The 19,145-nt window shown below is 68.5% G+C and carries 19 protein-coding genes; 5 read left to right on the plus strand and 14 right to left on the minus strand.

Features of this window, described 5'->3' with window-relative positions; translation table 11 throughout:
* Positions 1–15: 15 nt before the first annotated feature.
* Complete coding sequence (locus tag ACL03I_RS09115; protein WP_355077542.1) at positions 16–384, minus strand: arsenate reductase family protein; 369 nt, start codon at positions 382–384, stop codon at positions 16–18.
* Between the two features lie 103 nt (positions 385–487).
* On the opposite strand from ACL03I_RS09115, the gene ACL03I_RS09120 reads away from it, so the two are divergent.
* Complete coding sequence (locus tag ACL03I_RS09120; RefSeq protein WP_412805651.1) at positions 488–991, plus strand: nitroreductase/quinone reductase family protein; 504 nt, start codon at positions 488–490, stop codon at positions 989–991.
* A gap of 8 nt (positions 992–999) precedes the next feature.
* On the opposite strand, the gene ACL03I_RS09125 is transcribed toward ACL03I_RS09120, so the two are convergent.
* Genes ACL03I_RS09125 through ACL03I_RS09140 form a run of 4 tightly spaced genes read right to left on the minus strand, consistent with a single transcriptional unit; the run spans position 1,000 to position 5,663 of the window.
* Positions 1,000–2,310 (minus strand): aspartate aminotransferase family protein, encoded by a 1,311-nt coding sequence (locus tag ACL03I_RS09125; protein ID WP_355077538.1) that lies wholly within the window; start codon positions 2,308–2,310, stop codon positions 1,000–1,002.
* Position 2,311: 1 nt separating this feature from the next.
* Positions 2,312–3,358: a TIGR03842 family LLM class F420-dependent oxidoreductase gene (locus ACL03I_RS09130; protein WP_412805652.1), complete on the minus strand. Its 1,047-nt coding sequence runs from the start codon at positions 3,356–3,358 to the stop codon at positions 2,312–2,314.
* A 30-nt stretch (positions 3,359–3,388) separates the two neighbouring features.
* Positions 3,389–4,810, minus strand: coding sequence for a dihydropyrimidinase (hydA, locus tag ACL03I_RS09135; RefSeq protein ID WP_412805653.1), 1,422 nt, complete (start codon positions 4,808–4,810; stop codon positions 3,389–3,391).
* A 16-nt stretch (positions 4,811–4,826) separates the two neighbouring features.
* On the minus strand, positions 4,827–5,663 hold the full coding sequence (locus ACL03I_RS09140) for a nitrilase-related carbon-nitrogen hydrolase (protein WP_355077532.1): 837 nt from the start codon (positions 5,661–5,663) through the stop codon (positions 4,827–4,829).
* Positions 5,664–5,875: 212 nt separating this feature from the next.
* Here ACL03I_RS09140 and ACL03I_RS09145 point away from each other — a divergent pair, with 212 nt between their 5' ends.
* Positions 5,876–6,604 (plus strand): peptidylprolyl isomerase, encoded by a 729-nt coding sequence (locus ACL03I_RS09145; protein ID WP_355077530.1) that lies wholly within the window; start codon positions 5,876–5,878, stop codon positions 6,602–6,604.
* A 78-nt stretch (positions 6,605–6,682) separates the two neighbouring features.
* On the opposite strand, the gene ACL03I_RS09150 is transcribed toward ACL03I_RS09145, so the two are convergent.
* Both ACL03I_RS09150 and ACL03I_RS09155 read right to left on the minus strand, forming a co-directional pair.
* Positions 6,683–7,864, minus strand: coding sequence for a cation:proton antiporter (locus ACL03I_RS09150; RefSeq protein WP_355077528.1), 1,182 nt, complete (start codon positions 7,862–7,864; stop codon positions 6,683–6,685).
* A gap of 4 nt (positions 7,865–7,868) precedes the next feature.
* A complete protein-coding gene (locus ACL03I_RS09155) occupies positions 7,869–8,351 on the minus strand; it encodes a cation:proton antiporter regulatory subunit (protein WP_355077526.1) in 483 nt (160 codons plus the stop codon).
* Positions 8,352–8,575: 224 nt separating this feature from the next.
* Between ACL03I_RS09155 and ACL03I_RS09160 the strand changes: the two genes are divergently transcribed.
* Entirely contained in the window at positions 8,576–10,666 is a 2,091-nt protein-coding gene (locus ACL03I_RS09160) for an acyltransferase family protein (protein ID WP_412805654.1), read from the plus strand.
* Positions 10,667–10,678: 12 nt separating this feature from the next.
* On the opposite strand, the gene ACL03I_RS09165 is transcribed toward ACL03I_RS09160, so the two are convergent.
* The 3 genes from ACL03I_RS09165 to arc all read right to left on the minus strand — a co-directional run bounded on the left by ACL03I_RS09165 (position 10,679) and on the right by arc (position 14,773).
* Complete coding sequence (locus tag ACL03I_RS09165) at positions 10,679–12,202, minus strand: ArnT family glycosyltransferase (RefSeq protein ID WP_412805655.1); 1,524 nt, start codon at positions 12,200–12,202, stop codon at positions 10,679–10,681.
* The gene (locus tag ACL03I_RS09170) at positions 12,195–12,830 is read right to left on the minus strand and encodes a TetR/AcrR family transcriptional regulator (RefSeq protein ID WP_412805656.1); all 636 of its coding nucleotides are present in this window, start codon (positions 12,828–12,830) and stop codon (positions 12,195–12,197) included. Before ACL03I_RS09170 ends, ACL03I_RS09165 begins: the two co-directional genes overlap by 8 nt.
* 182 nt (positions 12,831–13,012) lie before the next feature.
* Complete coding sequence (arc, locus tag ACL03I_RS09175) at positions 13,013–14,773, minus strand: proteasome ATPase (RefSeq protein WP_355077520.1); 1,761 nt, start codon at positions 14,771–14,773, stop codon at positions 13,013–13,015.
* A 179-nt stretch (positions 14,774–14,952) separates the two neighbouring features.
* Here arc and ACL03I_RS09180 point away from each other — a divergent pair, with 179 nt between their 5' ends.
* Positions 14,953–15,468: a WKL family lipoprotein gene (locus ACL03I_RS09180; protein ID WP_412805657.1), complete on the plus strand. Its 516-nt coding sequence runs from the start codon at positions 14,953–14,955 to the stop codon at positions 15,466–15,468.
* A 31-nt stretch (positions 15,469–15,499) separates the two neighbouring features.
* Here the strand turns inward: ACL03I_RS09180 and ACL03I_RS09185 are convergent, their stop codons facing one another.
* Positions 15,500–16,333, minus strand: a complete 834-nt coding sequence (locus tag ACL03I_RS09185; RefSeq protein WP_355077516.1) for a tRNA (adenine-N1)-methyltransferase — start codon at positions 16,331–16,333, stop codon at positions 15,500–15,502.
* 74 nt (positions 16,334–16,407) lie between these two features.
* Here ACL03I_RS09185 and ACL03I_RS09190 point away from each other — a divergent pair, with 74 nt between their 5' ends.
* Positions 16,408–17,319 carry a RecB family exonuclease gene (locus ACL03I_RS09190; RefSeq protein ID WP_355077514.1) on the plus strand — a complete coding sequence of 304 codons (912 nt, stop codon included), beginning with the start codon at positions 16,408–16,410 and terminating at the stop codon, positions 17,317–17,319.
* A gap of 4 nt (positions 17,320–17,323) precedes the next feature.
* Here the strand turns inward: ACL03I_RS09190 and ACL03I_RS09195 are convergent, their stop codons facing one another.
* From ACL03I_RS09195 to ACL03I_RS09205, 3 genes are all read right to left on the minus strand, one after another.
* Positions 17,324–17,551 (minus strand): hypothetical protein, encoded by a 228-nt coding sequence (locus ACL03I_RS09195; protein ID WP_355077513.1) that lies wholly within the window; start codon positions 17,549–17,551, stop codon positions 17,324–17,326.
* A 155-nt stretch (positions 17,552–17,706) separates the two neighbouring features.
* The gene (locus ACL03I_RS09200; RefSeq protein ID WP_355077512.1) at positions 17,707–18,903 is read right to left on the minus strand and encodes a YeiH family protein; all 1,197 of its coding nucleotides are present in this window, start codon (positions 18,901–18,903) and stop codon (positions 17,707–17,709) included.
* On the minus strand, positions 18,903–19,037 hold the full coding sequence (locus ACL03I_RS09205; RefSeq protein ID WP_355077510.1) for a hypothetical protein: 135 nt from the start codon (positions 19,035–19,037) through the stop codon (positions 18,903–18,905). Before ACL03I_RS09205 ends, ACL03I_RS09200 begins: the two co-directional genes overlap by 1 nt.
* Between the last annotated feature and the right edge of the window lie 108 nt (positions 19,038–19,145).

Here is a 19,145-nt window from a genome sequence, read left to right on the forward strand (position 1 = left end):
CGGCGGGAACGGGTGTCAGAGCAGATCGCGCAGTGCGTCGTCGTCTCGGGCCACCACCGCCCCGCCGTCCGCGGTGAGCACGATCGGCCGCTGGATCAGCCCGGGATGTTCGACCAGCGCTTCGATCCAACGGTCCCGGTCGGCGGCGCTCCGCGCCCAGCTCGCCATGCCGAGGTCCTTGGCGATCTGTTCGCCGGTGCGGGTGATGTCCCAGGGTTCGGCGTCCAGCCGCCGCAACACCTCACGCAGCTCGGCGGCCGTCGGCGGCTGGTCCAGATACTTGCGCACGGTGTAGTCGACACCGGCGTCGTTCAGGAACGCGGTGGCGTTGCGGCTCTTGCTGCACCGCGGGTTGTGCCAGATCTCGGTCTGCCCGGAAGTCATGTACGCAGGGTACCGAGGACGTGCACCCGGGCCGCCCGGCGCCCACTGGCGGATCTCGGACGTCGCGCCGCCGAGCGCCGCGTGTGCTCCGATACTGGAAGCCATGACTGAGCACGCGTCGCCCGAAAACCCCTACGGCACACCGACCACATCCGGTCCCGAGCGCATCCCTTCATATCAGGGCGTGATGAATCGGGTCGTGCGCGCGCTGCTGCGTGTACCCGGGCTGTCCGGCGTCGTCGGCAAGCGGCTGATGATCCTGCACGTCGTCGGGCGCAAGTCGGGGAAGGTCTACGACGTGCCGCTGGCCTACACCCGGCACGGCGACACTCTGCTGATCGGCACCGCCCTGCGCCCGTGGGTGAAGAACCTGCGGGCGGGCGATCCGGTGCGGGCCTCCTTCGGCGGCGAGCCGCGCACCTTCGACCCGATGGTCCACACCTCCGAGGCCGACGTGCTGCGGCTCTACGAGATCGTCGCGCGGGACAACAAGCAGAACGCCAAGTACAACGGCATCGGCTTCACCGCCGACGGCTCACCCTCCAAGGCCGATATCTACCAGACCTGGCAGCAGGGCGGCGTCGTGGTGGAACTGACGCCGCACTGAGCGGCCGGTCAGCTCGCGACGTAGCCGTCGGCCACGTCGAGCACTTCGTCGACGATCTCGAGGCCGGTGCGCAGTTCGTCGGCCGTCGTGGTCAGCGGCGGCGCGATCTGAAAGCGATTGCCCGCGTTGAACGGCCACAGCCCGCGTGCCTTGGCCGCGGCGGTGACCGCGGCCATCGGCTCGGCGTCCGCGCCCGCCGCCGCGAACGGGATCAGCGGCTGTCTGCTGCGCTGGTCCCGGACCAGTTCCAGCGCCCAGAAGAAGCCGAGTCCACGGACCTCGCCGACGCTCGGATGACGACCGGCGAGTTCGCGCAGGCCTTTTCCGAGCACATCGGCGCCCACCGCCCGTACGTGATCGAGGATTCCTTCGCGCTCGAAGACCGCGATCGAGGCGACACCCGCCGCGCAGGCCAGCGGATGACCCGCGTAGGTGAGACCGCCCGGATACACCACATGGTCGTAGCGCTGCGCGATCCGCTCGGCCATGAGCACGCCACCGAGCGGGACGTAGCCGGAGTTCACCCCCTTGGCGAAGGTGATGATGTCCGGCTCGACGCCGAACGCCTGTACCGCGAACCATTCGCCCACCCGTCCGAATCCGACCATCACCTCATCGGCGATGTAGACGATGCCGAACTCGTCGCACAGCGCTCGCACGCCGGCCAGATAACCGGGCGGCGGGACGAGCACACCGTTGGTGCCGACCACCGTCTCCAAAATCAACCCCGCGATGTGCTGCGGGCCCTCGAGCTCGATGACCTGCCGCAGGTGCCGCAGCGCGGCGGCCGTCTCTTCCTCGGGAGTCGTCGTGCCCCACGGTGACCGGTAGGGGTAGGGGCCGAAGAACCGCACCACGTCGACGTTTGTCGGTTCCGCGCCCCAGCGGCGCGGTTCCCCGGTCAGGCCGATCGCGACGCCCGTGCCGCCGTGGTAGGAGCGGTAGGCGGCGAGCATTTTCGTCCGCCCGGTGTAGCTTCGCGCCAAACGCACCGCGTGCTCGACGGCCTCGGCGCCGCCGGTGGTGAACAGGATCCGGTTCAGCTCGCCGGGAGCCCGCTCGACGATCAGCCGGGCCAGTTCGCTGCGGACGTCGTTGCCGACCGTCGGCGAGATGGTCGCCAACCGCTGCGCCTGGGCGACGATCGCCGCGACGATGTCCGGATGCTGGTGGCCGATGTTCACGTTGACCAGCTGGGAGGAGAAGTCCAGATAGCGCTTGCCGGTGTCGTCCCAGAAGTAGGAGCCGAACGCCCCGGTGATCGGAGCCGGGTTCAATTCGGCCTGTGCGCTCCAGGGATAGAAGACATGATCGGCCACGTTAGTCGCTCCCTTCGGTCGACTTGGTCGTGGTCACGAGGGAAGCGAGACGAGGCAGCACCGATTCACCGTACGCCGCCAAAGTCGCGTTCTTCGCGTCGTGCTGGAGATAGACGGCGAACTGGTCCACACCGAGCCTTTCCAGCTCCCGCAACCGCGACAGCTGGTCGTCGGGCGTGCCCAGCAGGCAGAAGCGGTCCACGATGGCGTCGGGCACGTACTCGGCATGGACATTGCCCGCGCGTCCGTGCAGGTTGTAGTCGTAGCCGCGCCTGCCTTCGATGTAGTCCGTGAGGGCAGCCGGGATGTCGCCTGCCGTACCGTATCTCGCCACCATCTCCGCCACGTGGTTGCCGACCATCCCGCCGAACCATCGGCACTGTTGCCGCGCGTGCGCCTGCGCCGCGTCCGTCCCGTCGGTGACATAAGCGGGTGCGGCGACGCAGATCCGCACCGCCGCCGGGTCCCGGCCCGCGCGCTCGGCCGCGGCGCGCACCCGGGCGACGGTCCATGCCGTGATGTCGGGGTCGGCCAGTTGCAGAATGAATCCGTCGGCCACGGCACCGGTCAGCTCGAGTGCGCGTGGCCCGTAGCCCGCCACCCACACGTCCAACCGGGAGTCGGCCGCCCACGGCAACCGCACGACCGTGTCGTCCACTCGCGCGCCGCGACCGTTGCCCAGTTCGCGGATCACCTCGATCGATCGGCGCAGCGTGGCCAGCGTGGCGGGCTTGCCGCCCAGCGTGCGCACGGCCGAGTCGCCGCGGCCGATCCCGCATACGGTGCGATTGCCGAACATCTCGTTGAGCGTGGCGAAGGCCGACGCGGTCACCGTCCAGTCCCGGGTGGCCGGGTTCGTCACCATCGGACCGACCATGATCTTGCGGGTGGCGGCCAGGATCTGGCTGTAGATGACATAGGGCTCCTGCCAGAGCAGATGCGAGTCGAAGGTCCAGACGTGGGAGAACCCATATGTCTCCGCGAGCCTGGCCAGTTCGATCACACGCGAGGCCGGGGGCGTGCATTGCAGCACCACACCGATGTCCATGCGGCACTTCTCCGTTCCGAGGATCGAAAGTCAGATCAGGTTCTGCGCGAGTCCACGCGCGACGAACCGGCCGTGCCCCGCGTGCCCGAGGTAGCCGCCGTCGTCCACGACGACCCGGCCCCGGGACAGCACCGTGTCGACGTGACCGTCGATCTCGAATCCCTCGTAGGCCGAGTAGTCCATGTTCATGTGGTGGGTCTTGGCGAGACCGATGCTGGTGTGGCCGTCCGGGTCGTAGATGACGATGTCGGCGTCCGCTCCCGGGCTGATCACCCCTTTGCGCGGGTACATGCCGAACATCCGGGCCGGTGTGGTGCAGCAGACCTCGACCCAGCGTTCCAGCGGGATCCGGCCGGACCGGACGCCCTGGAACATCAGATCCATCCGGTGCTCGACGCCGCCGATGCCGTTGGGGATCTTGCTGAAGTCCCCGAGCCCCATCTCCTTCTGGCCTTTCATGCAGAACGGACAGTGATCGGTGCCGACGGCCGTGACGTCGCCGGTGCGCAGGTAGCGCCACAGCTTGTCCTGATGCCCTTCGGCCTTCGATCGCAGCGGTGTGGAGCACACCCATTTGGCGCCTTCGAAACCCGGCGCGCCGAGCTGATCCTCGAGCGAGAGATACAGGTACTGCGGGCAGGTCTCGCCGAAGACGTTGCGCCCGGCGTCGCGGGCGGCGGCGATCTGAGCCAGCGCCTGCTCGGCCGACACGTGCACGACGTACAGCGGCACGCCGGTCAATTCGGCCAGCATGATCGCGCGGTGGGTGGCCTCCTCCTCGAGCTGCCACGGTCGGGTCGTGCCGTGGAAGTACGGCGCGTTGTCCCCTCGCGCGAGCGCCTGTTCGACCAGCACATCGATGGCTATCCCGTTCTCCGCGTGCATCATCACCAGCGCGCCGAGTTCCGCCGCTGACTGCATGGCGCGCAGGATCTGGCCGTCGGTGGAGTAGAAGACCCCCGGGTAGGCCATGAAGAGTTTGAAGCTGGTGACGCCCTCGGCCACCAATTCGCTCATGCCCTTCAAGGATTCGTCGTCGACGTCGCCGATGATCTGATGGAAGCCGTAGTCGATCGCGCATTGCCCGGCCGCTTTCGCGTGCCAGGCGGCCAGCGTGTCCTGGACCCGTTCCCCTTGCCGCTGGACGACGAAGTCGATGATGGTGGTGGTGCCGCCCCACGCGGCCGCGCGGGTGCCGGTCTCGAAGGTGTCGGAGGCCTCGGTCCCACCGAAGGGCATCTGCATGTGGGTGTGACCGTCCACGCCGCCGGGGATGACGTATCTGCCGGTCGCGTCGAGCACGCGATCGGCGGACGCGGCGAGATCCGCGCCCAGCGCGACGGAGCCCGGCCGCAGGACGGCGGCGATGGTCTCGCCGTCGACGAGCACGTCGAGCGGCTGCGCTCCGGTGGCGGAGACCACCGTGCCGCCGTGGATGAAGGTGCGCGCCATGTCGTTCTCCCCGGTCTCAGGGGGCCACCAGCGGCCCGTAGGCGTCGGGGCGCCGATCGCGGTAGAAGGCCCAGCGGTCGCGCACCACCTTGATCAGGTCCATGTCCAGATCACGGACGACCAGCTCGGGGTCGGTATCGGAGGCGACCTCGCCGACGAACTTGCCTTCGGGGTCGACGAAGTAGCTGGTGCCGTAGAAGTCGTCGTCGCCGTACTCCTCGGCGCCGACCCGATTGATGGCACCGATGTAGTACTCGTTGGCTACCGCGGCCGCCGGTTGTTCCAGTCTCCAGAGGTAACCGGACAAGCCGCGCGACGTGGCCGACGGATTGAACACGAGTTCCGCACCGGCGAGGGCCAGCGCGCGCCACCCCTCCGGGAAGTGCCGGTCGTAGCAGATGTATACGCCGACCTTGCCCACCGCCGTGTCGAACACCGGCCAGCCCAGGTTGCCCGGCCGGAAATAGAACTTCTCCCAGAACCCGTGCACGTGCGGAAGGTGGTGTTTGCGGTACTTGCCGAGATAGCTGCCGTCGGCGTCGATCACCGCCGCCGTGTTGTACAGCAGACCCGGCTGTTCCTGCTCGTACACCGGCAGGATCATCACCAGGCGCAATTCTTTCGCCAGTTCCGCGAATCGTTCCGTCGTCGGCCCCGGGACGGATTCGGCGTAGTCGTAGAACTCCGTGTCCTGCCGCTGGCAGAAATACGGGGCGTAGAACAGTTCTTGGAAGCAGATCACCGCGGCTCCGTGCGCGGCGGCGCGGCGCGCGTAGTTTTCGTGCGCCGCGAGCATCGACTCCTTGTCACCGGTCCAGTTCGTTTGGACCAGCGCCGCTCGAACGATTCCCATGCCTCGTTATACGTCACCGGGAACCTGTTCCGTTGTCCGACGAGTGCCTGGAGGCATTTTGTAGCCAATCCGTGGCAACCGCGGTTACGGCGGCATCCCGACCTGGCCGTGCTCGAGTAATCGAGCCGTACTCCCCCACTTGGTCGGGCGAGATGGAATGATTCGCGCTGCATCGTCCGGTGCGCAACCCCGAGTGAAGGAGATTTTCAGCGGTGAGCAGCGAAGTGCAAGCGCGAGAACTCGTCAACGGCCGGCGCACGGGGCGCCGCGGCGTGCCGTGGCGATCGCTGCGGATCCTCGGGGTCCTCGTCGTCGGCGCGGCGCTGGTCGCGTCCGCGACCGGTGTCGTCTCGGCGACCCCGTCGCCTGCTCGGGAGCAGGGCCCGGCCGGCTGTGGCGTACCGACCGCGGGGCAGCCGAACGGTAAGCAGTGGCCCGCCGAACCCGGCATGACCATCGATCCCAACGCGCAATACACGGCGACGCTGATCACCACTTGCGGCACCGTGACCGTCGCCCTGGACGCCGCCCACGCACCGCGCACCGTCAACTCGTTCGCGTTCCTGGCCGGGGAACGGTACTTCGACCACACGAAGTGCCACCGGATCACCACCGACGGCATCTACGTCCTGCAGTGCGGCGACCCCACCGCGACCGGCATGGGCGGGCCCGGCTATCAATTCCCCGACGAGAACCTGGCGGGCGCGACCTACCCGGCGGGCACGATCGCGATGGCGAACGCGGGCCCCGGCACCAACGGCAGCCAGTTCTTCCTGGTCTACCGGGACGCGCCGCTGCCGCCGAACTACACCCCGTTCGGCCGGGTCACCGCGGGCATGGACGTGCTGAACGCCATCGCCGCCGCCGGAGTCAAGGACGGCTCGTCCGACGGCGCACCGGCCGCCGACGTGGTGCTCGATTCCGTCGCCGTCCGCAACTGAATTCCGGACGACCATGGTGGCGGCGACGATCGGACGCCGCCACCATGGTCGTCAGCGGGGCCGGCTCGAACGAATCGGTCAGGACACCGCGGCGCGCCGACGCAGCAGCAGCGCCATCGCCGGTTCGACGAACCGGCTGACGACCGGCCCGAGCACCGCCATCAACAGCACGTAGGTTGTGGCCAGCGCGGCGAATTCGGCGGGGACCGCGCCAGCGGCCACCGCGAGACCCGCGATGACGATCGAGAACTCGCCGTGAGCGACCAGGGCGGTGCCCGCGCGCGCCCGGCCCAAGCGGCCCGCACCGGCCCGCTTGGCCGCCCACCATCCGGTGGCGATCTTGCTGGCCGTCGTGACCAGTGCCAGCAGGCACGCCCAGCCCAGCACCGGCGGAATGCTCGTCGGGTCGGTGCTCAGGCCGAACAGCACGAAGAACAGTGCGGCGAACAGGTCGCGCAGCGGTTCCAGGAGCTTGGTGGCGTTGTGCGCGGTGGAGTCCGAGATCGCGATGCCGAGCAGGAACGCGCCGACCGCCGCGGACACTTGCACCGCGGAGGCCGCGCCGGCCACCAGCAGCGCGGAACCCAGCAGCTTCAACAGGAAGATCTCGCGGTCGGCGCTGTCGACGATCGCGGAGACGTAGCGGCCGTAGCGCAGCGCGACGATCAGCACGACCGTGACCGCCGCGAGGGCGATGGCCAGCGTCTTCAGTCCGGCGAGGAAACCGACTCCGGCCAGCACCGCGGTCAGCACCGGCAGGTATCCGGCCATCACCAGGTCCTCGAACACCAGGATGGACAGGATCACCGGCGTTTCCCGGTTACCGAGCCTGCCCAGATCGTTGAGCACCTTCGCGACGATGCCGGAGGACGAGATGTAGGTGACCCCGGCCATCGCGATGGCGCCGGTGAACCCCCAGCCGAGCCCGAGCGCGACGAGCACACCCGGCGTCGCGTTGAGCACGATGTCCACCACGCCCGCGGCCCACGATCGGCGCATGCCCGTGACCAGTTCCGGCGCGCTGTATTCCAGGCCTAGCAGCAACAACAGCAGGACGACGCCGATTTCGCTGGCGAGATGGATGAAGTCGTCCACCTGCCGCAACTCGACGAGGCCACCGGTGCCGAACACCAATCCGCCGATCAGATACAGCGGGATGGGCGACATGCCGATGCGCGCGGCGATCCGCCCGAGCAGGCCGAGGCCGAAGAACACCGCGCCCAGCTGGATCAGCGCGAGCGCGGTCTCGTGTGCGACCATGCGCTCAGCCGTCTAACAGGATCTTGGCGGCGGCCTCGAGGCCCTCCACTGTGCCGACGACGACCAGCACGTCTCCAGCGGTGAAGGTGAAGTCCGGCCCCGGCGAGGGAATCGGCTGGCCGCTGCGGACCACGGCGACGATGGACGCCTTCGTCCGGGTGCGCATCTGAGTTTCGCCCAGCCTGCGTCCGTCGAAGCGGGAGCGGTCCGGGATGGACAGCTGCCGGGTGGTCAGTCCGGTGAACTCGCGGTGTTCCTCGCGCAGTTGTTCGACCAGCTGCGGCGCGCCGAGCAGGCTGGCCAGCACGGCCGCCTCCTTCCCCGACAGCGGTACCTGTTCGGTCTCGTCGGGGTTGTCCGGCTTGCTCACGATGAGGTCCATCGTGCCGTCGCGATGGTCGATCACCCCTATCCGGCGTCGTGTATTGGTCAGCGGAAAATCCTTGCGCACACCTATACCCGGCAGGGGTGTCACCTCAACATTCACGACCCCACCCTATCGACCCACCCATTACGACCCGTCGACGGGTGACCGAATTGTCCGTATTTCTCGGCGTTTCCGCACGCCACTCCGGCCTTGCGAGTTGGACCACGGTTCACCGCCCGTGGTAAGAGAAATGACGTGTCCCGTTCATGCCTCCGTCGCCGAACCGTTGGATTCCGTTTCCGCGACGACCGCGCCGCGCGAGTCCGGTGACGGTCGCCCGAGCGGTGAATCGGTTGCTCCGGCCGGGTGCGGTCGCCACCGCGGCGGCCGTGCCGCGGGCGGGCGCCGGCGGGTACCGGCACGATCTGGACGGGCTGCGCGGCGTGGCGATCGCGCTGGTCGTGGCGTTCCACATCTGGTTCGGCCGGGTGTCGGGCGGCGTGGACGTGTTCTTGGCGCTGTCCGGGTTCTTCTTCACCGGCTCGCTGCTGCGCGGCGTGGCGGCCACCGGCACGGTCCGTGTCGCGCACACCGCTCGCCGGCTCGCCCGCCGATTACTGCCCGCCCTGGTCACGCTTCTGGCGGCCGTGGTCGCGGCGACCGTGCTGCTTCGCCCGTTCACCCAGTGGGGCGAGATGGCGGCGCAGACGCTGGCGTCGCTGCTGTACTACCAGAACTGGTATCTGGCGCTGTCCTGGTCGGACTACCTGGCCGCCGATCCGTCGGTGAGCCCGTTGCAGCATCTGTGGTCGATGGCGGTGCAGATGCAGTTCTACCTGCTCGCGCTGATCGTCGTGGCGTCGGTCGCTGGCCTGTGCCTGCGTTTCGCTCGCCCGGGGGCAGTGCGTCCGGCCTTGGCGATCGCGCTCGCCGCGGGCGCGGTGGCCTCGTTCGTCTACGCCGCGCACGGTACCGCGGTGCATCAGGGCTGGAACTACTACGACAGTTTCGCCCGCGCCTGGGAACTCCTCGCCGGGGCGCTGCTGGCGATCGTCGCGCCCTGGCTGTCACCGCCGCGTTCGGTGCGGGTCGCGGCCGCCGTCCTCGGCGCGGTCGCGGTGCTCACGTGCGGTTGGTTGATCGACGGCGCCGATCGGTTCCCCGGTCCCGCCGCGCTGGTGCCAGTCGGGGCCACACTGGCGCTGATCGTCGCGGGCGGCGATCTCGCCGCCGCGGATCAGCCACTACCGAACCGGCTGCTCGGCGCACCGGCCGCGGTGCGCCTCGGCGAACTGTCCTACGCGCTGTATCTGTGGCACTGGCCGATTCTGATCTTCGTCCTGGCGCGGACGGGAGCCGCGACCGCGGGACTCGGCGTGGGTCTGGGCGTCGTCGGGGCGTCGCTGGTACTTGCCTACCTGACCAACCGGTTCATCGAGGAGCCGCTACGAGTGCGGTCCGGTCGTCCGGCCGGAAAGCCGCCCGCCCGCGGACGCCGCACCGGCCGGCTGGTCGCTGCGCTCGGCATCGCGGTACTCGCGGCGGCGCTGGGCGAGCAGGTGGTGACCAAGGCGAATCCGCCGCGAGCGGTGGCCGGGCTGGACTCGGCGCGCTATCCCGGCGCGGAAGCACTGGTCAACGGCGTGAGCGCGCCCGAGGCTCCGATGCGGCCGAGCATGTACGAAGCGCCGGCGGACGCGGCCTACCCCTCGCGCGACGGCTGCATCGCGGACTGGGATACCCGCGAGGTCATCACCTGCACCTATGGCGACGCCGCCGCGGAGCGCACCATCGCGGTGGTGGGCAGCTCGCATGCCGAGCATTGGGTGCCCGCGCTCGACCTGCTCGCCCGCGAGCACTCCTTCCGGGTCGAGGTCTACCTGAAGATGGGCTGCCCGCTGACCGTGGCGGCGGAACCGATGTACAAGGGTGAAGCGAATCCGGACTGCCGCGACTGGTCTGTGGAGGTGATCGACCGCCTGGGCGTCGAACGCCCGGAGTGGGTGTTCACGACAGCGACCCGCCCTCGTGACGGCGCGGGTGACGAGACCCCGGCCGACTATCTGGACGTCTGGACCCGCCTGGCCGACCGCGGACTCAACGTGCTCGCCATCCGTGACACGCCGTGGCTGCGCCGCGACGGCGTGCGGTACCGGGCCATCGATTGCCTCGCCCAGCACGGCGACCGGATCAGCTGCGGGATGCCGCGCGCGGAGGCGCTGAACGCGGTCGATCCGGCGCTGGAGTTCGCCGCCTCGTTCCCCAACGTGTTCCCGCTGGACCTGTCCGACGCGCTGTGCGAACGCGACGTATGCGCGGTCACCGAGGGCAACGTCCTGATCTACCACGACGAGCATCACCTCACCGCCAGCTATTCGCGGTCGCTGGCACCGGAACTCGGCAGACAGTTGTCGCCGATCCTCGGCTGGTGGTGAGCCGGAACCGGATCAGTTCAGCCGCAGCATGCCCGGCCAGGCTCGCGACCACGGCACGAGCGGTCGCGCGCAACGCCAGACAGTGACGCCGCGGGTGACCCCCGGGAACCCGAGACGAGCGTCGACTTGCCCGATCGCGGTCACCTCGGCACAGTGCGCGCGCACATCGGCCTCACTGCCACCCACCCACAGCACCGTCGTCGCCGTGTCCGGCGGGGTGCCGAAGTAGCCGAACCCGCGATTCGGACTGAAGACGGCGGGCAGGCCATGGGTCGCGCGCGCGAGGTCCAAGGCGCTTGCCTGCCAATAGGAATCGGCGATCACCACGGCCGAAGCCCGCTCCGGCTCCGGCAGCGCCGCGTAGGCCGCCGCGGTCCCGGCCGCGAGTTCGGACCAGCCGAACCGACCGTAGACCGCGATCTCCAGCCCCGCCTGGGCTTGGGTGTCGACCGGGTCGATGTCGGATTCCGGGCGCAGGGGCAGCGAGAAAATCACCAGCGCAACGGATATCGCGGCCACCGCAACGGTGAGGATCACACGCGATCGCCGCCGGTCCTCCATCCACCGCACCGCACCGACCGCGATCAGCGCTCCGTAGCAACCCGCCGCATAGTACGGTCGTCCACCGGTCGCGATGAAGACCATGATCAGCACCAACGGCAGGACACCGAGAAAACGGTACGGCCGCAAGCTTTCGGCACGGAACAGGGTCCACACCCCGTACACCAGCAGCAATCCACCGATCAATCCGGCGGAGGCGAGCGCGAGCGGCAGCCAGATGTAGCGCCCGCCGATCGTGGCCTGCTCCGCGGCGACCACACCACCCAGACGCAGCTGCGGCCACCCGTGCGCCGCCTGCCACACCAGGCTGGGTACCGAGGTGAGGACGACGATCGCGGCGCCGCACCACAGGGCGGGGCGGCGCAGCAGCTCACGCGGTCCGTAGATCGCCACCCCGATCACCAGTGCGAGCCAGAAGAAGGGAATCAGCCACTTGACCTGCATATCCACCGCGGTGAACAGCGCCGAGGCCAGCAGCAAACCGTCGTGGCGGGTGCGGACCCAGCGGATCACCAGCCAGCTCACCACCACCCACAACGCCGTATCGATCGTATTGGTGGCCAGCTGATCACCCTGCACCAGCAGGAACGGCGAGGTGGCATACGCGGCCGCGGCCAGCACCTGCGCCGGGCGACCGCCCCCGAACTCCCTGGCGATCTGGGCGGTCACCACCACCGCGGCCACGGTGACGAGCACGGCCGGAAGACGCAGTGCCATCAGCGAATCCGGGGCGAGCAGATCCGTAATCCGCGCGATCGCGGGTAGCAGCGGCCCCTGATCGGCGTAGCCGACCGCGAGCCTGCGGCCTGCCGCGACGAAATACAGCTCGTCGCCGAAGAATCCGTACCGCCCGATGGAAACCAGCAGCGCCACCGCTCCCAGCGCCGCCACCGCGCCGACTCCGCCGAAGGCGAACGAGGGCAACGGTGTCGTGGCATCGTCCCGGCGCCGCGGGGTGTCCAGTACCTCAGTCATCCTTACCCGCTTTCCGGGTCGCCGTGTCGAACAACCGGCACACGTGTGCCGCGTACGCGTCCATCGCGAAGTCCTGTTCCCGGACCGCCCGTCCGGCGGCGCCATCGATGGCGTCGCGGATGGACTTGGCCATCAAGAGCGGATCGAACTCGCCGAACTCGCCGGTGCGCTGCCCTTCGGTGAGGATGTCGACCAGCGGCGCGATGATGTCGCGTTCACCGTCGGCGGAGGCGAACTTCGGGTTGCCGTCCGCGTCCCGCAGATTCGTCACCACCTCGACCAGCGCCGCCACATACGTGGTATTCGCATCGATGAAACCGAGGTTCGATTCGAGGTAGGCCAGCAGGCTCGCGCGCGGTCCGGCCGCCGCTCCGACCCGTGGCGCGATGTACTCCGCGGCCGAGACGTAGAGCTGGACCACCAGCTGCGTCATCAGATCGTCCTTGCCCTCGAAGTGGTAGGAGATGACGCCCTTGGAGATGCCCGCGCGCTCGGCGATCCGCGCCAGCGAAGCATTCGCGTACCCGACCTCGGAGATCACCTCCACCGCGGAGGCGATGATCTGCCGCCGTCGCGCCTCTTCGATGAAAGACCGCCGTTGGCCACTCGTACTGTTTTCTGGCCGCATGGTCAAATTTTAGCACGAGCGGACTGTAGACCTGCTGATGAGCGACGACGTCGAATGGAGCGCCGTCGAGAGTCATCCGGATACGAGTGGCGCGGCCGTCGCCGTGCACCGTCACCTGCGCCCTGGACAGCGAAAGGGCCGCGTCTCCGGGGAGACGCGGCCCATCGTGGTCGGCGCAACCTTTACAGGTACTGACCGGTGTTCGACTCGGTGTCGATGGCGCGGCTGGCACTGGCGTTCTTGCCGGTGACCAGCGTGCGGATGTAGACGATCCGCTCGCCCTTCTTACCCGAGATGCGTGCCCAGTCGTCCGGATTCGTGGTGTTGGGCAGGTCCTCGTTCTCGGAGAACTCGTCCACGATCGAATCGTAGAGATGCTGGATGCGCAGACCCGGGTTGCCCGTGTCGAGCACCGCCTTGATGGCGTACTTCTTGGAGCGGTCCACGATGTTCTGGATCATGGCGCCGGAGTTGAAGTCCTTGAAGTACAGGACCTCCTTGTCACCGTTGGCGTAGGTGACCTCCAGGAAGCGGTTGTCCTCGCTCTCGGCGTACATCCGGTCGACGACGCGTTCGATCATGGCGTTGATGCACAAGAGCTTGTCGCCGCCGAACTCGGCCAGGTCGTCGTCGTGCAGCGGCAACTCCTTGGTGAGGTACTTCGAGAAGATGTCCTGCGCCGACTCCGCGTCCGGACGCTCGATCTTGATCTTCACGTCCAGGCGGCCCGGCCGCAGGATCGCGGGATCGATCATGTCCTCACGGTTGGAGGCGCCGATCACGATGACGTTCTCCAGGCCCTCGACACCATCGATCTCCGACAGCAACTGCGGCACCACCGTGGTCTCGACATCGGAGGAGACGCCGGAGCCGCGGGTGCGGAAGATGGAATCCATCTCGTCGAAGAACACGATCACCGGCGTGCCTTCGGACGCCTTCTCGCGGGCCCGCTGGAAGATGATCCGGATGTGACGCTCGGTCTCACCCACGAACTTGTTGAGCAGCTCGGGGCCCTTGATGTTCAGGAAGAACGACTTGGCTTCCTTGGCATCCTCACCGCGCGCCTCGGCGATCTTCTTGGCCAGCGAGTTGGCCACCGCCTTGGCGATGAGCGTCTTACCGCAGCCGGGGGGACCGTAGAGCAGCACACCCTTCGGCGGACGCAGCGCGTACTCGCGGAAGAGGTCCTTGTGCAGGAACGGCAGCTCCACCGCGTCGCGGATCTGCTCGATCTGCCTGCCGAGACCGCCGATGTCGCTGTAGTCGACGTCGGGCACCTCTTCCAGCACGAGGTCCTCGACCTCGGCCTTGGGGATGCGCTCGAAGGCGAAACCGGCCTTCGTGTCGACCAGCAGCGAGTCGCCCGGCCGCAGCTTGCGGATGGGGGAATCGGGATCGTCGAGGTCGTCCATCTCGGCGACCTTCGCCAGCGGGCCTGCCAGCCACACCACACGCTCCTCGTCGGCATGGCCGACGACCAGGGCGCGACGACCGTCGTCGAGGATCTCCCGGAGGGTGCCGATCTCGCCGACCGCGTCGTAGTGCCCGGCCTCGACGACCGTGAGCGCCTCGTTGAGGCGGACGGTCTGACCGTATTCGAGCGTCGAGGTCTCGATGTTCGGTGAACACGTCAACCGCATCTTGCGACCCGAAGTGAACACGTCGACCGTCTGATCGTCGTACACACCGATCAGAATGCCGTATCCGCTCGGCGGCTGACCCAGCCGATCGACCTCCTCACGCAGCGCGACCAGCTGCTGGCGCGCTTCCTTGAGGGTGTCCATCAGCTTCGTGTTGCGAATGGTCAGCGAATCGATGCGGGCTTCCAATTCCCGTGTGCGATCCGGCGAATCGGCGAGTTGCCTTCGGAGTGCAGCCGCCTCGGCGCGCACTGCCTCGAGCTCTCTCCAGGCCGCCGAATCCGAATTCTCGATGGGGCTCATGTGCTGCTCCTCCCAGTCCCGGTCTATCAACGCTACCGGGCGCGACCCGTTCTCGCTTTCCGACATGGTTTCGTGGTGATCACATCTGGGCCGCGATCGGCGGCCGGATCACCATGTTAGCCTGCCCTAACCCGACCCTGGCGAGCCTCCTCGCCGCTCGAGCCGAAAGGTTGCCGACCATGCTCCTTCCCGCGAGAACCCTGCGTTTTTCCCTCGTCACCGCCGCGGCGGCGCTGGCCATCTCCGGCGCGGTGGCGGCGTGCGGCTCCGACGACGACTCCACCGGCGCGGCGACCTCGGCCGCCACCAGCACCGCCGCGTCGGGTACCCACGATCACTCCGCCCATGCGACCGGTGCGCCGACCGCCGATACCTTGCAGGCCGTGCTGGTAAAGCTCACCGATCCGACTGTACCCACCCCCGAGAAGGCCAAGCTGATCGTCAACGGTGAAAAGCGCACAGCGAACATCGACCAGATGAACAAGGGCCTGCAGGGCTACGCGCTCACCTTCGCCGTCGCCGACATCACCACCCAGGGCAACACCGCGAACGCGCAGGTGACCATCACCTCCCCGCATGGCGCCGCCCCCGCCGTGCCGCTGAGCTGGGAAAACGTCGACGGCACCTGGAAGCTGTCGGACGCGAGCGGCTGTCTGCTGCTCGGCTTCGCGCAGGCGCCCTGCGTCCCGGCCTGAGTCGGCCACCACCTCGCCCGCCCGGCCGCGCTCAGCCCTTCGAGGGCCTGCGCTGCGGCTTGGGCGTGACGGTGCCCTCGGCGAGCCTGCGGGCGCTGACCAGGAAGGCGGTGTGACCCTGCATGCGGTGCTCGGGCCGCACGGCGAGGCCGACCACATGCCACGGTCGCACCAGCGACTCCCAGGAGCGTGGCTCGGTCCAGCACTCCTGCTCGCGCAGCGCTTCGACCACTTTCGACAGCTGGGTGACGGTGGCCACATAGACGATCAGCACGCCGCCCGGCACGAGCGCCTTGGACACCGCCGGTAGCGCATCCCACGGCGCGAGCATGTCCAGTACCGCGCGATCCACCGGCTCCCCGGTGTAGTCGGCCACGTCACCCACGGTCAGCGACCAGTTCGCCGGCCGCTCGCCGAAAAACGTCTCGACGTTGCGGATCGCGTGCTCTGCGTGGTCGGCGCGGATCTCGTAGGACACCACCTGCCCCTGCGGCCCCACCGCCCGCAGCAGCGAGCAGGTCAGCGCACCGGACCCCGCGCCGGCTTCCAGCACACGCGCGCCGGGGAACATGTCGCCCTCGTGCACGATCTGCGCGGCGTCCTTCGGGTAGATCACCGCGGCGCCGCGCGGCATGGACAGCACGTAGTCGATCAGCAGCGGACGCAGTGCGAGATAGGGCGTGCCGTTGGTGGAATGCACCACGCTGCCCTCGTCGGCGCCGATCAGGCTGTCGTGCTTGATCCCGCCGCGATGGGTGTGGAATTCCTTGCCCGGCTCCAAGACCACCGTGTACAGGCGTCCTTTGGCATCGGTCAGCTGCACCCGGTCACCGATGGTGAATGGCCCGGTCCGTCTGGCCGTCATGAATCTCCGTTCCACTTGTCGGAATCGTGCTGTGACGCACCGGCGTGTCGGTGCCGCCGGATAGCCTGCCAGGTATGTGCTCGCCCGTGTCCACGCCCCCTGCCGACGACGCGCGGACCGCCCGGCCCGATCCGACGGCCACCCGCGCCCGGCCCGCGCTCTCGCCTTCCCGGGCAATGGATTTCAAGCAGTGTCCGCTGAAATACCGCTTCCGCGCGATCGATCGGATACCGGAGCGGCCTTCGGTGCACGCGGTGCGCGGCACGGTGGTGCACGCGGTGCTGGAGGACCTCTACGGGCTGCCCGCGGCCGAGCGGGTGCCCGAGCGCGCCGAGGCCCTGGTGCCGACGGCGTGGGCGCGGGTGCACGCCCAACAGCCGGAGGTGGCGGAACTGGTCGCCGCGGGGCAACTCGACGCGTTCCTCGAGGAGGTGCGCGCGCTGGTGCGCCGCTACTACCGGCTGGAGGATCCGACCCGGTTCGATCCGGAGTCACGCGAAGCGCGGGTGGAGGTGGAACTGGCCGACGGCGCGCCGCTGCGCGGGTTCGTCGACCGGATCGACCTCGCGCCCAGCGGCGCCCTGCGCGTCGTGGACTACAAGACCGGCCGTGCGCCGGGGCCGACGCAAGAGACCAAAGCGCTGTTCCAGTTGAAGTTCTACGCGCTGGTCGTACTGCGCACCCGCGGCCTGGTGCCCGCCCAGCTGCGGCTGATCTACCTCGCCGACGAGCAGATCCTCACCTACGCCCCCGAGGAGCAGGAGTTGCTGCGCTTCGAGCGCACACTCTCGGCACTGTGGGCGGCCATTCTCGAGGCGGGCCGCACCGGGGACTTCCAGCCGAACACCAGCTGGCTGTGCTCGTACTGCGACTACAAGCCTTTGTGCCCGGCATTCGGCGGCACGCCGCCGCCCTACCCTGGCTGGCCGAGCGGCGGCGTCACCGAATCCCCGGACGAGACCCTGGCCGAAGCCGTCTCGGACTGACGAGCTAGTGGCCCAGCGCGGCCACCAGGAAGTCCAATGACGTCCCGCGCTCGCCGAGCAGGAAAACCGCTCCGATCAGGACCACGACCAGTACCGCGTCGCCCGCGATGATGAACAGGTTTCGTATCCGCGTCCACGCCGTGCCGCGCGCGGGGACACCGTCGGCCGCCGGGGTGGTCGCTCGTCGGCCCGGCTCCGCCGCGGCCTTCTCGTCGTTGATCCTGTCCGACACGCCCGACAGTCTTCCCGATGAGGCCGGTGGTTTCGAGCCGACCCGCGTATTCGGCCGGTGAACATTTCCCGAACGGCGGGCCGCCCGGCCCCGATGTCCAGGACCGGGCGACACCGCGTGCCCGAGTTTCGGCTGCGTATCCATGGGGCCGACGCTCAGGCGGTGAAATTGTGGAACAGCAGCACCGAGAGTCCGAGACCCACCGCGAGATTCACGACCGCCGCGGACCCGAACACCACGACCGGCCGCCAGCCCGCTTCCCGCAGTCCGCGCAGCGAGAACTCCAAGCCGATGGAGACGAACGCGAAGATCAGGAACCAGGTGCGCAGATCGTTGATGATCGCGATGTGCGCCGCACCGGACTTCTTGTCCACCGCCTGCAGGTACAGCGTGCCGATGACCGAGGCGGCGATGAAGCCGAGCACGAACTTCGGGAACCGCTCCCAGAACTGGCGCGGCGAGGGCCGCACCGCTCCGGGCGCCCGCTCGACGCGCAGCGTGAAGTACGCGGTCAGGGCGATGGCGACCACACCGATCAGCGCGTTCTGCGTGGTCTTGACGATGGTGGCGATCTGCAGCGCCTTCTCCCCCGCGATCGCGCCGGAGGCCGCGACCGCCGCCGTGGTGTCGATATTGCCGCCGATCCAGGCGCCCGCGACCGCGTCCGACAAGCCGAGCACCTCCGCCAGCCAGGGCAGCAGGAAGATCGAGGGCAACGCGAAGACGATCACCAGCGAGGCCGCGTAGGCGATCTGCTCGCGCCGCGCTTGCACCGCGCCCGCCGCGGCGATAGCCGCGCTGACACCGCAGATCGACACCGCCGAGGACAGCAGCGCGCGCAGCTTGTCGTCCAGCCCGAGGCGTCCGCCCAGCCACCAGGTGAAGCCGAACACGGCCGTGATCAGCAGCAGCGCTTGCAGGATCGACGGACCCGCCGCGGTGACCAGGACCTTCAGGTTGATCGAAGCGCCGAGCAGCACCACGCCGGTCTTGATGAAGAATTCGGTGCGGAATCCCGCCGAAAGCCGGTCGCGCAGTGCGAGTTTGCTCAGCACGACATTGCCGAGCAGACCAAGGGCGATGGCGTACACCGGGTATTCGACGGACTTGGCGACGCGCTGGAACGGAGTGCCCACCGCCCACTGCGGGACGTGTGTCTCGAAGTAGCGGGTGAGGGCGCCGAGCACGATCACGACCGCGATACCGGCCGCGATGGTCCCGGCGGTCGGCCGGGACGTCGCCTGCACCGCTTCCGTCTCGGATGACGGGATTCCGCCGGGCGCGGCCACGCCGGAATCCTTGTCCGCCAGAGCCTTCGATTCCTTCGCCGATTCGGCGCCGGTCTCGGCCATCACGGCACCAGCCAATCCGGAATCGCGCCGAGCAGGACCAGCGCGATCAGGATCAGCCCGGCGATCGCCGCCAGCCAGTCCTCGTTCCAGGTGAATGTGCTGCCCGACTGCTCCTCGGGTGGTGACTGTGACACGGGGGCTCCTTGCGTTTCCTCATCGAGAGGCCGCACGGTAGCAACCCCCGGTCACAGGGCACACCGATTGCGCTCAGCCTGAACGAATCAGGCGTATCGGACGAATCC

Origin of the sequence: Nocardia sichangensis (assembly GCF_047200615.1) — a bacterium.
GTDB classification, from domain to species: domain Bacteria; phylum Actinomycetota; class Actinomycetes; order Mycobacteriales; family Mycobacteriaceae; genus Nocardia; species Nocardia sichangensis.

Bases quoted from the DNA above. Each gene is read 5' to 3' on its own strand.
- ACL03I_RS09200 (WP_355077512.1), bottom strand. From the start codon at position 18,903: ATGGCCGAGACCGGCGCCGAATCGGCGAAGGAATCGAAGGCTCTGGCG.
- ACL03I_RS09165 (WP_412805655.1), bottom strand. From the start codon at position 12,202: ATGACTGAGGTACTGGACACCCCGCGGCGCCGGGACGATGCCACGACA.
- ACL03I_RS09130 (WP_412805652.1), bottom strand. From the start codon at position 3,358: ATGGACATCGGTGTGGTGCTGCAATGCACGCCCCCGGCCTCGCGTGTG.
- ACL03I_RS09115 (WP_355077542.1), bottom strand. From the start codon at position 384: ATGACTTCCGGGCAGACCGAGATCTGGCACAACCCGCGGTGCAGCAAG.
- arc (WP_355077520.1), bottom strand. From the start codon at position 14,773: ATGAGCCCCATCGAGAATTCGGATTCGGCGGCCTGGAGAGAGCTCGAG.
- hydA (WP_412805653.1), bottom strand. From the start codon at position 4,810: ATGGCGCGCACCTTCATCCACGGCGGCACGGTGGTCTCCGCCACCGGA.
- ACL03I_RS09190 (WP_355077514.1), top strand. From the start codon at position 16,408: ATGTGCTCGCCCGTGTCCACGCCCCCTGCCGACGACGCGCGGACCGCC.
- ACL03I_RS09120 (WP_412805651.1), top strand. From the start codon at position 488: ATGACTGAGCACGCGTCGCCCGAAAACCCCTACGGCACACCGACCACA.
- ACL03I_RS09185 (WP_355077516.1), bottom strand. From the start codon at position 16,333: ATGACGGCCAGACGGACCGGGCCATTCACCATCGGTGACCGGGTGCAG.
- ACL03I_RS09140 (WP_355077532.1), bottom strand. From the start codon at position 5,663: ATGGGAATCGTTCGAGCGGCGCTGGTCCAAACGAACTGGACCGGTGAC.
- ACL03I_RS09150 (WP_355077528.1), bottom strand. From the start codon at position 7,864: ATGGTCGCACACGAGACCGCGCTCGCGCTGATCCAGCTGGGCGCGGTG.
- ACL03I_RS09180 (WP_412805657.1), top strand. From the start codon at position 14,953: ATGCTCCTTCCCGCGAGAACCCTGCGTTTTTCCCTCGTCACCGCCGCG.
- ACL03I_RS09170 (WP_412805656.1), bottom strand. From the start codon at position 12,830: ATGCGGCCAGAAAACAGTACGAGTGGCCAACGGCGGTCTTTCATCGAA.